Annotated in this window: 7 protein-coding genes and 9 pseudogenes; 5 read left to right on the top strand and 11 right to left on the bottom strand. The window is 66.3% G+C overall.

Annotated features, from left to right (window positions below; translation table 11 throughout):
• Positions 1-817: 817 nt before the first annotated feature.
• Positions 818-1568, bottom strand: a pseudogene (locus OG985_RS01280) (transposase family protein).
• Between the two features lie 308 nt (positions 1569-1876).
• Here OG985_RS01280 and OG985_RS01285 point away from each other — a divergent pair.
• On the top strand, positions 1877-3253 hold the full coding sequence (locus OG985_RS01285; protein WP_371666516.1) for an IS1380 family transposase: 1377 nt from the start codon (positions 1877-1879) through the stop codon (positions 3251-3253).
• 613 nt (positions 3254-3866) lie between these two features.
• On the opposite strand, the gene OG985_RS01290 is transcribed toward OG985_RS01285, so the two are convergent.
• From OG985_RS01290 to OG985_RS01315, 6 genes and pseudogenes are all read right to left on the bottom strand, one after another.
• Positions 3867-4562, bottom strand: a complete 696-nt coding sequence (locus OG985_RS01290; protein WP_371666517.1) for a L,D-transpeptidase family protein — start codon at positions 4560-4562, stop codon at positions 3867-3869.
• A gap of 435 nt (positions 4563-4997) precedes the next feature.
• Positions 4998-5105, bottom strand: a pseudogene (locus OG985_RS01295) (winged helix-turn-helix domain-containing protein); the annotation flags it as partial.
• A 111-nt stretch (positions 5106-5216) separates the two neighbouring features.
• A pseudogene (locus OG985_RS01300) lies at positions 5217-5378 on the bottom strand (helix-turn-helix domain-containing protein); the annotation flags it as partial.
• Positions 5379-5438: 60 nt separating this feature from the next.
• A complete protein-coding gene (locus OG985_RS01305; protein WP_371666518.1) occupies positions 5439-5780 on the bottom strand; it encodes a hypothetical protein in 342 nt (113 codons plus the stop codon).
• 426 nt (positions 5781-6206) lie between these two features.
• Positions 6207-7400 (bottom strand): annotated as a pseudogene (locus OG985_RS01310) (ISAzo13 family transposase); the annotation flags it as partial.
• 420 nt (positions 7401-7820) lie between these two features.
• Positions 7821-8021: pseudogene (locus OG985_RS01315) on the bottom strand (DUF5372 family protein); the annotation flags it as partial.
• Between the two features lie 124 nt (positions 8022-8145).
• Here OG985_RS01315 and OG985_RS01320 point away from each other — a divergent pair.
• Positions 8146-8896 (top strand): annotated as a pseudogene (locus tag OG985_RS01320) (transposase family protein).
• Positions 8897-9048: 152 nt separating this feature from the next.
• Here OG985_RS01320 and OG985_RS01325 read toward each other — a convergent pair.
• Positions 9049-9522: a hypothetical protein gene (locus OG985_RS01325; protein WP_371666519.1), complete on the bottom strand. Its 474-nt coding sequence runs from the start codon at positions 9520-9522 to the stop codon at positions 9049-9051.
• A 224-nt stretch (positions 9523-9746) separates the two neighbouring features.
• Between OG985_RS01325 and OG985_RS01330 the strand changes: the two are divergent.
• Positions 9747-9973: pseudogene (locus OG985_RS01330) on the top strand (DDE-type integrase/transposase/recombinase); the annotation flags it as partial.
• Between the two features lie 83 nt (positions 9974-10056).
• On the opposite strand, the gene OG985_RS01335 reads toward OG985_RS01330, so the two are convergent.
• The 3 genes and pseudogenes from OG985_RS01335 to OG985_RS01345 form a co-directional block, all read right to left on the bottom strand.
• A complete protein-coding gene (locus tag OG985_RS01335; protein ID WP_371666520.1) occupies positions 10057-10386 on the bottom strand; it encodes a transposase in 330 nt (109 codons plus the stop codon).
• Between the two features lie 61 nt (positions 10387-10447).
• Positions 10448-11198, bottom strand: a pseudogene (locus tag OG985_RS01340) (transposase family protein).
• Positions 11199-11310: 112 nt separating this feature from the next.
• Positions 11311-11454, bottom strand: coding sequence for a hypothetical protein (locus OG985_RS01345; protein ID WP_371666521.1), 144 nt, complete (start codon positions 11452-11454; stop codon positions 11311-11313).
• Positions 11455-11552: 98 nt separating this feature from the next.
• Between OG985_RS01345 and OG985_RS01350 the strand changes: the two are divergent.
• Positions 11553-12961, top strand: a pseudogene (locus tag OG985_RS01350) (ISAzo13 family transposase).
• Positions 12962-12990: 29 nt separating this feature from the next.
• A complete protein-coding gene (locus tag OG985_RS01355) occupies positions 12991-13170 on the top strand; it encodes a hypothetical protein (RefSeq protein ID WP_371666522.1) in 180 nt (59 codons plus the stop codon).
• Positions 13171-13429 lie beyond the last annotated feature (259 nt).

The following is a 13429-nucleotide window of genomic DNA, read 5'->3' on the forward strand; positions in this document are numbered from 1 at the left end:
ACCCCGCCCCGGCAACACCTGTCTTGTGCGAGAACTCGTCAGGTTACCGAGCGGGGTCGTTGCGGTTGACCAAGGGGTGGAAGCCTCCCCGTGGGCTTGTGAATAACCCTCCTGGTGAAGGCATTCCTCAAAGCGGGCATCCTCGGCGAGGATCGCGGACTGCGAGAAACCAGCGCCGGAACCCCAGGGTTCGATCTTGTCGCCGTTGCTCAGCAACGTGGCCCTGTCGGTCCTGGACGAGTACGTCGCCCAGGGACCGGGAGCACCCGGAAGCAGCAAGCTGGGGCGGGAAGAGCGTCGCCTGATGGGACCTCCGCCGCCGCTACTGCGGGGGTGGTTGGCGGCCAGTTGGAGAGGAACGGACGCTGTTCGACCCCGGAAAGGTGCGCACAACACGCTACCGCTACCGGGGCGCGGCCATCCCTTCCCCCTGGCCGACCACGGCATGAGGACGATCATCAACAGCAAAACGGGACTTGTGGAGCGCCCGGTGCCATGAGAGTGGCACGCCGGGTGCGGGAAGCGGCCCGAAGAAACGGCTCGATTGAAAGAGGAGACCGTGCTTCGGGCCGACTTCACCGCCCCAAGGCATACGCCCCGGACCCCTTCGACCAGCCGAGCCCCGACCTCTCCCCACGCTGACCGCCCTTCACGAGGCCCAGCGTGAGACGCACGTGGACAAACGACGCGGCCACCGGCCACGCGCCAAGGGCGACGGCAACACGTCTCCTGGCCGCCGTCCTTTATTACCGGCACGGCCTACCCCAGATCGCTATCGCCGCCCTGTTCCATGTCCGGCCCGAGACACTGAGCTTGTTCAGCGGTGAGTCTCCAGGGTGAGAATGGCTCTGGCGATTGACGTCATCCGGCTCGGGTTGCAGTGGGCTTTGCGGAGGATCCGCCAGGTCTTGACCGATGCGATGGATCTCTCGACAGGCCACCGCAGACGCGAGTGCGCCCGGTTGACGCTTCTCTGTTTGACGGTGAGGTCTTTGCCCGGTCGTCGTCTGTGGGGCACGACGACGATGTCACCGGCGCCCTGGTAGCCGGGGTCGGCCAGGATCGGGATGCCCAGGCGGATACACGTAGCGATGATCCGGTGCCGTCGGGCCGCGGTCAGATCGTGGGTCCGGCCGGGCAGCGCGGGCGAGATCCACACCAGCGTGCCGTCGGGAGCGGTCACCACCTGCAGGTTCACGCCGTGCCGGCGGTGCTTTCCCCAGTAGTCCGCCCGGCCGTCGCCGGTCCGGTCGCACTCGGCGAGTGTCCCCTCGAGCAGCAGGTAGCGGGCGTCGGGGCGATCTCAGGGCCGCGGTCAGACCGGGCGCGAGCTCTGCGAGGTGGCCGATCACGGCGTGCACGTGGGCGTGTGCGGTGCCCAGGCTGATACCGAAGCCGGCCGCGAGCTGACGCAGGGTGTCGTTCTTCCGCAGGTATACCAGTGTGACCAGGGCGCGCTCGGACGCTGGCAGCTTGCACCTGCGGTCACCTTCACGGGTGACGATGAGCATCGTGACCCACTCCACCAGGGCATGCGGAACATCGAGTACGGCACGATAAGGAACCAACAGAGCCCCAAGGCTGAAGAGTTGAGCGTAGACACCTCGCTCAACAGCCCTGGGGCTCTGCCCGTTCCGCCCTCACCACACCTCACCCGATCAGTAGCCGAACTGAACAAGCTCACTGGTCGACGTCACCTGGCCTGGCGGCGCACAGGAAGGCCCCCGGCGGCCGTGTCCACCTGAGATCTCTAGCCTCGCGCTTTCACGAGGTGGGCTGTCCAAGCGTTGATCAGAAACACGGAAAGTGCCCTTGACCTGCAACGATAGGACTTGCTGAGGGTCCTGTTGGCTGCAAGGAAAAGAGCACTTTCCAGGTGAGAGAGCCTATCTCGTCGTACCCACATGTCCGTGTCCGGGGAGACGGTCGGCAGGTGGTCTCGCAGGCCGGTGCGGTCCTGCTGCTGGAGACGGTCCGCAAGACGGGCCTTGACCAGGCGATATCCGCAGCTCTGGCTCCGTGGCGCAAACCGCGGGCCGTCCACGATCCCGGCAAGATCCTCCTGGACGTTGCCCTGGCGGTCGCACTGGGCGGGGACTGCCTCGCGGACGTCGCGATGCTGCGGTGTGAGCGGGCCATCTTCGGCCCGGTCGCCTCCGATCCGACCGTCTCCCGCCTGATCGACACCCTCGCCGCGTCCGGCGAGAAAGCCCTGCAGGCCATCCGGTCCGCACGCTCCGAAGTCCGCCATCGTGCCTGGTCGTTGGCCGGCGAGAACGCCCCGGACGCCGACGGTCAGGTCACCGTCGACCTCGACGGCGTCCTCGTGATCGCCCACTCCGACAAGCAGGACGCGGCGCCAACGTGGAAGAAGACCTACGGCCATCACCCGCTGACGGCCTTCGTCGACCACGGACCGGGCGGAACCGGAGAGCCGGTCGCCACCCTCCTCAGACCGGGAAACGCGGGCTCCAACACCGCTGCCGACCACATCACCACCGCCCAACTCGCCCTGGCCCAACTGCCCAAGCGATACCGACGAGGACGGCAGACGCTGATCCGCACGGACTCCGCCGGCGGCACCCACGACTTCGTGTCCTGGCTCGCGAAGCGGGGCCGATGGCTGTCCTACTCGGTCGGCATGACGGTCAGCGAAGCCATCCACGAACACGTGCTGAAGGTCCCCGCCTCGGCCTGGACCCCGGCCATCGAGACCGACGGTGAGGCGCGGGACGGGGCCTGGGTCGCCGAGCTCACCGGTAAGCTCCTGGACGGCTGGCCCAAGGGCATGCGGCTCATCGTCCGCAAGGAACGGCCTCATCCTGGCGCCCAGTTGAGGATCACGGACGCGGACGGCATGCGGATCACATGCTTCGCGACCAACACCACCGGCCGGCCGATCGCCGAGCTCGAGCTGCGTCACCGGCTCCGGGCACGGGCTGAGGACCGGATCCGGGCCGCCCGGGCCACCGGCCTGCGCAACCTGCCCCTGCACGGCACCGCCCAGAACCGGGTCTGGATGGAGATCGTCCAGATCGCGCTCGACCTGCTGGCATGGATGCCCATGCTCGCGCTGACCGACCGGGCGAGGCTCTGGGAACCGCGTCGCTTGCGCTTTCGCCTGTTCTCCGCGGCCGGCCAGCTCATCACAACCGGTCGGCGCAGGATTCTCCGCCTCGCCCGGCACTGGCCCTGGACCGACGAGATCACCGCCGCCCTCGAACGACTCGCGCTCCTGCCCGACCCCGGCTGACCAGCAACCCACCGTCCCTGCGACAGCATCACCCGCCCCGGGCAGTGGAACCCGGCGCCCACCCGACGCGACAGCCGGGCCACCAGCCTGCCCGGCATCAGCTCCGGAAAGCAAAAGGGTCCACCGACTCCGTCGGCGGACCCTCACGAAAGATCGAGGCTAGTGCTGCGATGTTTCGTTTAAGGACTGATTGAAACGCTCATACTCGGAATCTCCAGAAGGCAGTAGCCCCGACTTGACCATAGCCGCGCCAATTTTTCCAATTCCACCTCTTCGTCGTCGCACTCAAGTCCACACTGAATCACCTCCGCACCATTTCAGTAGTGTTTTCTTTGAATATGGAACCGCTGTCTGCCTGGTAGAACCAGGCTTCGTAGACAACGGAATCATCAATCGCTACATCCAAAGCTCGCATGTATTGAGGACGCCCTCGTCGTCTGCTACTTCCGAAGATGACACGCGCTCCTTGGCGGGTAGGTTTTCCCCGTCGTAGGCAACGCCGCATAATGCAAGCTGCTCAACTTGAGCCGGAGTCAGTTGTTCCACGGAAGTAATTTTGCGCATATTTATAAAATCGACGTATCTGGACACTATCAACTGCGCCTCAGCCGTCTCAGGTGCCCAGCTTGCGGCCGTACACGAAGACGTCGTCGCCCTTCTTCAGAAGCGACCAGTACTTCTTGGCGGTGGTCGTGGTCATGTTGACGCAGCCGTGCGAGCCCGGCGGGTTCCACATGCTGAGGCCGACCGAGTGGAAGGCCTGGCCGCCGTCGAAGAACTGGCTGTAGGGCATGGGCACGTCGTAGATGCTCGAGACGTGGTCGATGTCGCGCCAGTAGATCTTCTTCAGGCCTGTGCGGGTCTCGTAGCCGTCGCGACCGGTGCGGACCGGCACCGGGCCGTAGACGAGCCGGCTGCCGTCCTGGATCCAGCTGAGCTGGAGCGTCAGGTTCACGCAGGCGATCCGGCCCTTGTTGACCGGGCACCTGCCGTCCCTGTTCGGGTTGTTCCCGACGGCCTTCTGCTTGTTCATCAGGTCCATCACGCCCCAGGTGACGGGACCCGCGTAGCCGATGTTCGGTGTGATGCCGTGCTTGTTCTGGAACGACTGGATGGCCTTGCAGTCGGCGGAGGACTGCCTTCCGTCGACCGGACGGCCGAGGAACTTCTCCACCTTCTTCTGGTACGGCCCCGCCGCCGTGGTACAGCTCGCGGCCTGCGCCGGAGCGGCGCCGAGCGCGAGAGTGAGCGGTGCCACCAGTCCGGTGATCCCCAGTACGACGGCTCCCCGCCTGCGTATATCTGCCATGATGAGCCTCCCCTTGCATAGTTTGTGGCCTCCATCAACTAGAGCGGGGCGGGGGGACGTCGGTTGCAGGAAGATCGGATTGCGACCAAACGGTGACACTGGTGCGCTCGGTGAGGTGTTGTGACGTCGTCGGGTGTGTTGACGCCTGACGGTATGTTAGGGCGTGTGGTCGGTTCGCCCGTGGGCTATTGGTCAGGCCACAGCGGGCAGGCTGGCAACGGGGGTGATCTGTTCCCAGACGGCGAACCGGGTGATCATCTCGAGACGGTGTTCCGGGGCGGTCATGAGGTGGCAGCGTGGTACCGGCCGCCCAGGCGGCGGTGCAGTAGGGCCAAGTCCTTCTTCGTGTAGCCGCCCGACGCCTGACAGACCCATCCGCCGTCGGCGGTGACCTGCGCGCGGATGGGAAGCCGCTGGCCACGTTTCCGTGCGCCATGCGGCAATCGCCTCCTCGTTCCGCTCCACGGCCCCCAATTTCGACACCTGCCACGACCAGCCCATCCGGTCCAGCAACCGCCAGACCCCGGAGATCTCGTACCGCACCGAGAACGCTCCCCGATCAGCACCCGACCCGGGCCAGCGTCCACCGCTGGTCCTCCCAGTCGTACGCCGCCGGCCCCGCCCGCAGCAGATCCTCCAGTTCCTGCTCCGCGCTCAGGTACGAGTTGCCGCCCACCCCTTGGATAGCAGAGCCTCCCGGCCACCCGCCTCACAGGCCCGACGCCACAGGCTGACTGCTTGCGGCGTTACCCCGAGCACCTTCGCGACCTTGCTCTGACGCATCCCATGCTCGAAAAAATCAACCGCCTGCATGCGCCGCCGCTCAGAGTCAACTGGCTTGGCAGCCTACGAGTTCGAGTCCTCATGCTGCCGGGATCAAAGCCCGGGGCCGGTATAACCGGGGTCAGGGTGCTGGCGAGGCGTGTACCACTCGGTGAGCCCCCACAGCCCGAGAGCGAGTGTCGCCAGGGTCGTGAGCACCGCGATGCAGGGGCGACCCGTCGACCGCGTGGCCAGCGTCCATGTGAAGAGCGGAACCACCGTGCCACCGAGCAGAATGAGCGGCAGGTCTAGGAAGAGTACGCTCAGATCGCGGGCATGGCCCTCGAAGCCGCCATCAATGCTGAACGCGGCCCGCGGTGCCCACACCAGCAGTCCAGTTACTGCACCGAGGCCAGCGAGGACCCAGGCTGCGGTGCCCTCGATCTTCTGGTTCATGTGGCCTACCGCCTGAGTCGTTTTGCAGGCGCTGGTGGCCGTGCAGCAGCAATCTAGGGGATTGGAAGGGGAACATGGGTGAGTAGGCTTTGCTCCAACCCTACTTGCACCGCCTGCACAGCAGCCTCGGCTACCTCAGCCTGCCGAATACGAGACTGCCCCCCTCTCTCTGTCAGCCGTTGGGTGAGACGTTCCGAGGGCACGACAGGAGAACCACCCCCTCATGACCAGCACCAAGCCCGCCGGACCCGACCCGGCTCCGACACTGCTGCGCAATTCGCTGCGGAGGTAGCGGAGGGGTGCGCGATTGAGGTTGGGTCGTGCTGGCCTGGTGGGTTGGCTGGAGGTTGATCATCGTTCGGCGGCTCGGTCGGAGATTAGGGCTCAGTGTGATTTAACGTCTGCGGGTTCGGGAGTGTCGGCGGGTGGGCTGATGGTGTAGTTCCACTGGCCGTGGGTTTCGTGACGGGTCAGCGGGAGGGCCTTCATGGCCTTGTCGCTGATCTTGATGCCTGTGGGGTAGACACCGGTGTCCAGGGCCGCGGACACGGTCAGGCCGGTCTCGGTCGTCGTCGCACCGATCAGGGAAACGGCGGCCTCGTGGCTGGTCAGTGGTGTCCCGCGCCAGTTCATGGTGATTGCGGAGAACAGCCGGTGCTCTATGCGATTCCACTTCGAAGTACCCGGCGGCAGGTGCAGCACGGTGATCGACAGGCCGGTCTCGGCGGCGAGGGCAGCCAGCCCGGTCTTCCAGGCCCGTAGTCGGCTGCCGTTGGATCCGCCGCTGTCCGCGGTGATCGTCAGTGTCGTGGCCTGCGGATATGCGGCCCGGCCGACGTTGTTCCACCAGGTCCGCAGGGTGTTCACGGCGAACGCGGCGGTGTCGTGATCCATGCCGACGCTGACCCAGCCGGCGTTGGCGCCGATGTCGTAGACGCCGTAGGGGATGGCTTTGCCGGCCGGTCCGGGGAAGTCGTGGACGTTGACCTTCACCGGGTCCCCAGGCGGTCGCCATTCCTTGCCGACGTTCTTGAAGTTCCCGATCAGTTCCTTTTTCTTGCAGTCCACGGACACGACGGGCTGTCCGGCAGCGAGGGCCGCCCTGACCTGATCGTTGAGGTAGCGGAACTGGGCGTCGCGGTCGGGGTGCTGCTTGCCCTCGACGGTTTTGGCGTTGCCCTGCAAGGAGTAGCCGGCCTCGTGCAGCAGTCGGGCCACGACGTTCTCGGTGCACCGGTGTCCCCGATTGACCAGCTCGGCAACCAGGTGCGACAGCGATTTCGTGGTCCAGCGCAGCGGGTTCATCGGATCACCACGAGTCTCCGGCTCGACCAGGGCATCCAGGTCCACGGCCAGTTGCGGGTCCAGGACCTCGGCCCGTCTGCGGCCGCCTCCCGGCCCCCGGGACCGCCCGACCGCCAGCGGCTGCGGATCGTCCAGTTCCCCGCGGCCCCGTCGGATCGTGTCCTGGGACACCCCGGTCGCCTCACAGACGATCCGTGCACCGCCGCCACCCAGCTCACGAGCCTCGTTGCCGAGCCACAACCGTCGCTGCCGCTCGGTCAGGTGATCCCGGATCGCCTCGTAGCGCCGGGCCAGGGACTCCATATCGATCGGCATAGCAGGAAACGTACGCGCCGCGCGACTGATTCATAACTTGTTTCGCTACGAGCCCTTAGGCCGGCGATGGCGGCGAAGGTCTCGTCGAAGTGCTCGCGGCGTCCGATGTAGCGCTGAGAGGTGCGCCACTGCTTGTGTTCGGCGTTGGAAGTGTTCCACCCAGACCCGTTTCGCCGGCCGCGGGTTAAGCGTCCGCGTCGCCCGCAGTGCGGCCTCTTTCGGGTTGTTCGTCGCGTTGCCGGCCATGCCGCCTCCCTCGCTCACGTGCTGCCTCAAGAATTGCGTCGCGGCCCCTCACGGACAAGAGCGCGCAGAGGCACCGGATCACGTATCCGTGCAGGCCAGTCGGCATGGCGTGCACTGTCTCGAGCACCGTGCGCGGGACGCGCGCCCACCACTGCGGCGTGAATCCCAAGGCGTTCACGGCGTCATCTTCTTGACATTCTCACCGCGGCCGTCGAGGTGGTCGATCAAATCGGCCAGGGCGAGCAGATCCTCGGTGCGGAACGGGCTGCTGCGGCCGGCGGCGAGAACGACGAAGGGGTCCTCGCCGCCCGCATCGGTCCACGCCGTCGGCGCGGACAGGACTTCTCCCGCCTCGTCGCGGAAGTACACGCGGTCCTCGCCCCACGAGCTTGTTCAGTTCGGCTACTGATCGAGTGAGGTGTGGTGAGGGCGGAACGGGCAGAGCCCCAGGGCTGTTGAGCGAGGTGTCTACGCTCAACTCTTCAGCCTTGGGGCTCTGTTGGTTCCTTATCGTGCCGTACTCGATGTTCCGCATGCCCTGGTGGAGTGGGTCACGATGCTCATTGTCACCCGTGAAGGTGACCGCAGGTGCAAGCTGCCAGCGTCCGAGCGCGCCCTGGTCGCACTGGTATACCTGCGGAAGAATGACACCCTGTGTCAGCTCGCGGCCGGCTTCGGTATCAGCCTGGGCACCGCACACGCCCACGTGCACGCCGTGATCGGCCACCTCGCAGAGCTCGCGCCCGGTCTGACCGCGGCCCTGAGATCGCCCCGACGCCCGCTACCTGCTGCTGGAGGGGACACTCGCCGAGTGCGACCGGACCGGCGACGGCCGGGCGGACTACTGGGGAAAGCACCGCCGGCACGGCGTGAACCTGCAGGTGGTGACCGCTCCGGACGGCACGCTGGTGTGGATCTCGCCCGCGCTGCCCGGCCGGACCCACGATCTGACCGCGGCCCGACGGCACCGGATCATCGCTACGTGTATCCGCCTGGGCATCCCGATCCTGGCCGACCCCGGCTACCAGGGCGCCGGTGACATCGTCCTCGTGCCCCACAGACGACGACCGGGCAAAGACCTCACCGTCAAACAGAGAAGCGTCAACCGGGCGCACTCGCGTCTGCGGTGGCCCGTCGAGAGATCCATCGCATCGGTCAAGACCTGGCGGATCCTCCGCAAAGCCCACTGCAACCCGAGCCGGATGACGTCAATCGCCAGAGCCATTCTCACCCTGGAGACTCACCGCTGAACAAGCTCAGTGTCTCGGGCCGCACGACGAACTCGTACGACCGCCCATGCCATGGATGGAACGAGTGCGTGACCGTCACAAGTTGCTCCACACCATGCGGATCTGGAGCATTTGACGGCGCTGTCCAAAAGCGGCGTCGAAGGGATGATCGGTTACTTCCGCCGCAACCACTTCACCCCGGTCCCTTCTCTGAACTTGCCGGAGTGACGATCGAGCCTGCCGTGGAGTTCGTGGTAGGTGCGGAAGTGGAAGAAGCGTAGGCCGTCGATCACGGTCCCGGACTCGATTTCTCGCAGAGTCCAGGGGTTGGCGGAGTAGTCGTCAACCGCAACACCCCCGTGCTCAAGGAGCAGCGCGACCAGTTGGTGAAGCTCTGCAGTGCCATCGATCCGCCCTGAGATGTCGATCTGCACTGCCCAGCCGGGGTGATGTCCGACGGCCGCTTCGAGGACTGCGACATCATTGGGTTCCCAGTCGGAGAAGAGGTGCCCGGTTTCCTCATCGTTGATGTCGATGTAGAGGCTTCCGTCCAGAGTCCACGGATCGCGCTGCTGGGGCAGGTGCTGATCGAGTGATGCGACAGTCTCGGCTCGCTCACCTGCGGGAAACACGAACACGCTGCGCATGGGATGGAGCGTAGGCGGTGCGGCTTCGCGGTGACCACGGATATTCAGGCCAGGTGCGGGTCGGCCGATGTGGTGCGGACGGGGGGCCTTCCCCGTGATCGTGGACACCGGTTGTCATGCGGTGGTGGCTAGCGTAGTTGATCGCTGTTCATAGGGGATCGGGCTGATCTGACCGAGGCGGGAGTGCCGTCGGCGGGCGAGGAACCCGCCGAGGCGTTGTCACGTTGTCCTCGGTCGAGCACCGCTCCCACAGGAGGGTGAACAACCGGGCCGAGAATTCCCACCAGCCTACCCGGCAGCGCGAACGCGCGATGAAAGGCTTCCGCGGCGTCGGCACGGCCCAGCGGTTCCTGTCCGCGTTCAGCGGCATCTCACCCCACTTCCGACCCGGCCGCCACCTGATGACCGCCCCCAACACCGTCTCGAGATGACCATCCGCTTCGCCATCTGAGATCAGATCACCGGCGCCGCCGGCCAGCCCGCCAGGGTCTGACCCAAGGCCGCCACCCGGCCCAACCAGGCCCTGACGCGGCGTCATACAGCCCATACCCTAAACAACATGACAACGCCCTCACGGACCTTCTGGGTCAGGGCATCGGCCCAGACGAATGCGTAAGGGCCTTGGTCCAGGGGCCGGTTGCGGAATGCGGCGACTGCTCGTCCAGGTGCTTGGCCATCGCGCTCCTCTGGGACTCGACAGTTGTGTGACGACCAGGGACTCGGCGAGCTTCTCGACCCGGCGCGTACTGACGCCGAGCAGGTAGGCGGTGGCGACCACCGAGATGAGGCCTGTTCGGCCCGGCGGCGCCGTTCAAGGAGCCAGTGCGGGAAGTAACTGCCCTGGCGCAGCTTGAGGATGGCCAACTTGACGGTGCCGGCGCGGGTGTCCCAATCGCGCGGGCGATATCTGTTGCAATGAGCTTGTTCAGCGGTGAGTCTCCAGGGTGAGAATGGCTCTGGCGATTGACGTCATCCGGCTCGGGTTGCAGTGGGCTTTGCGGAGGATCCGCCAGGTCTTGACCGATGCGATGGATCTCTCGACGGGCCACCGCAGACGCGAGTGCGCCCGGTTGACGCTTCTCTGTTTGACGGTGAGGTCTTTGCCCGGTCGTCGTCTGTGGGGCACGACGACGATGTCACCGGCGCCCTGGTAGCCGCGGTCGGCCAGGATCGGGATGCCCAGGCGGATACACGTAGCGATGATCCGGTGCCGTCGGGCCGCGGTCAGATCGTGGGTCCGGCCGGGCAGCGCGGGCGAGATCCACACCAGCGTGCCGTCCGGAGCGGTCACCACCTGCAGGTTCACGCCGTGCCGGCGGTGCTTTCCCCAGTAGTCCGCCCGGCCGTCGCCGGTCCGGTCGCACTCGGCGAGTGTCCCCTCCAGCAGCAGGTAGCGGGCGTCGGGGCGATCTCAGGGCCGCGGTCAGACCGGGCGCGAGCTCTGCGAGGTGGCCGATCACGGCGTGCACGTGGGCGTGTGCGGTGCCCAGGCTGATACCGAAGCCGGCCGCGAGCTGACACAGGGTGTCGTTCTTCCGCAGGTATACCAGTGTGACCAGGGCGCGCTCGGACGCTGGCAGCTTGCACCTGCGGTCACCTTCACGGGTGACGATGAGCATCGTGACCCACTCCACCAGGGCATGCGGAACATCGAGTACGGCACGATAAGGAACCAACAGAGCCCCAAGGCTGAAGAGTTGAGCGTAGACACCTCGCTCAACAGCCCTGGGGCTCTGCCCGTTCCGCCCTCACCACACCTCACCCGATCAGTAGCCGAACTGAACAAGCTCAATGGTTGACGCTTTCGTCGTTGACCCGCCCGTATTCGGCGTTGCAGAGAGTAACCGCCTCGGCGGACATGAGCGCGTCGGCGAACGTCTTGATCATCGCGCGCAGTAGTTCGGGACTCGCCGCGGCGAGGTTGTCTTCCACGAGGGCGCGCAGGGCAGGGAGCTGCCGAACAATAACTCCTCGGTATTCATGGGCTGGATGCGGTGGTGTCGGAGGGGACGAAGGCAGAACTGGTGGATGTGTTCGGGCTGTTGCTGCCACATCTCGATGAGCGGCAGCAGCGTCTGACGCTGGGTGCGGCGGCGGCCCGTGTTCTGGGCCATGGAGGGATTCGCAGGGTGGCCCAGGCGGCCGGGGTGGCTGAGTCCACGGTGTCGCGCGGGAAGCGGGAGCTGGAGGACAAGGAGGAGTCTGCGGGTCGGGTCCGGGCGCCGGGCGCGGGGCGGAGGTCCTTGCGGGAGGTGGATCCGGGGCTGGTGCCCGCGTTGCTGGCGCTGGTCGAGCCGGACCAGCGGGGCGACCCGGAATCTCCGCTGCTGTGGACGGTGAAGTCCACCCGGAATCTGGCGGCCGAGCTGACTCGGCAGGGGCGCCGGGTCGGCTCGGACACGGTGGGCCTCACTGCTGAAGGCGGAGGGGTTCTCCCTGCAGGGCACCTCGAGGACCACCGGGGGAGCCCGGCACCCGGACAGGACGCCCAGTTCCGTTACATCAACGATCAGGTCACGGCATACCTCGCCGACGGGCAGCCGGTCATCAGCGTGGACGCCAAGAAGAAGGAGACGCTGGGCAGCTACGCGGTCATCGGACGCGAATGGCACCGCGCCGGGCAGCCGGTGCAGGTCCGCGCGCATGATTTTCCCGAGAAGGGCGCCCAGAAGGCGGTGCCCTACGGAATCTACGACATCGGCGCGGACGCCGGCTGGGTGTCGGTGGGCTGCGACGGGGACACCTCCGCCTTCGCCGTGGCCACCTTGCGCCGCTGGTGGAACGGTGAGGGGCGACGCCGCTACCCGCACGCTTCCCGCCTGTTGGTCACCGCCGACGCCGGAGGCTCCAACGGCTACCGTGTGCGCGCCTGGAAGAAGGAACTCGCGGACTTCGCCTATGAGACGGGCGTTGATGTGACGGTCTGTCACTTTCTGCCGGGAACTTCGAAGTGGAACAAAATAGAGCACCGGCTGTTCTCGCAGATCAGCATCAACTGGCGCGGCAGGCCCCTGACCAGCCACGAAGTCGTCGTCAGCACCATCGGAGCGACCACCACACGCAACGGACTGTCGTCCACGCCGACTTCGACCCTGGCACTTACCCCACCGGGGGCACCGTCCCTGACAGTGTCATGGACCGCCTGCCCCTCACGCCGCACGACTGGCACGGCACGTGGAACTACACCCTGCGCCCCGAACCCCTCGCCCCTGAACCACCCCCGCCCGGTGCCGAGTTCGGGCGTTTCCCGGCCGGTGACAAGCTGCCTGCCTGGCTGCGGCACCCCAGCCTCACCGGACTCGAGCCCGCCGCCTTCGACGAGCTCACCGCCCGCTACCAAGCTGGTGCACCGAGCACCCGCCGATCTTTCTGCCCGGAAAGCGCCCCGCCGGCGGCCCCGGCGCCGGCGGCAGACGGCTCTCCGTCGCCGACCAGCTGATCGTCTTCCTCCTCAAGAAGCGCTGGTCCATGGACCAGGCACCGCTCGCCGAGGCAACCGGCCTGCCCAAGAGCAGGATCGGCGCGACCCTCCGGGAGACCACCCCCGTTCTCGCCGCGCTCGGGCACACCGTCTCGACCGGCGCCCTCACCATGACCACGGCCCAACAGCTCGCCGAGATCGCCGGGCACGACCTCACACCCCCGTGATCCTCACCAAGATCGAGGAGTTATTGTTCGGCAGCTCCCTGCCCCGCCCCGGCAACACCTGTCTTGTATGAGAACTCGTCAGGTTACCGAGCGGGGTCGTTACTGTTGACCAAGAGGTGGAAGCCTCCCCGTGGGCTTGTGAATAACCCTCCCGGTTGGTCTTGGACCGCTGAAGGGTCAGCCTGCCGCGGGAGTAGGACTGCCAGGGGCACTTTGCCGAACCATGCTTGCGAGAACGTGCAGGCGGATCGATTCATGG

It is taken from the genome of Streptomyces sp. NBC_00289, assembly GCF_041435115.1.
Classification (GTDB): Bacteria; Actinomycetota; Actinomycetes; order Streptomycetales; family Streptomycetaceae; genus Streptomyces.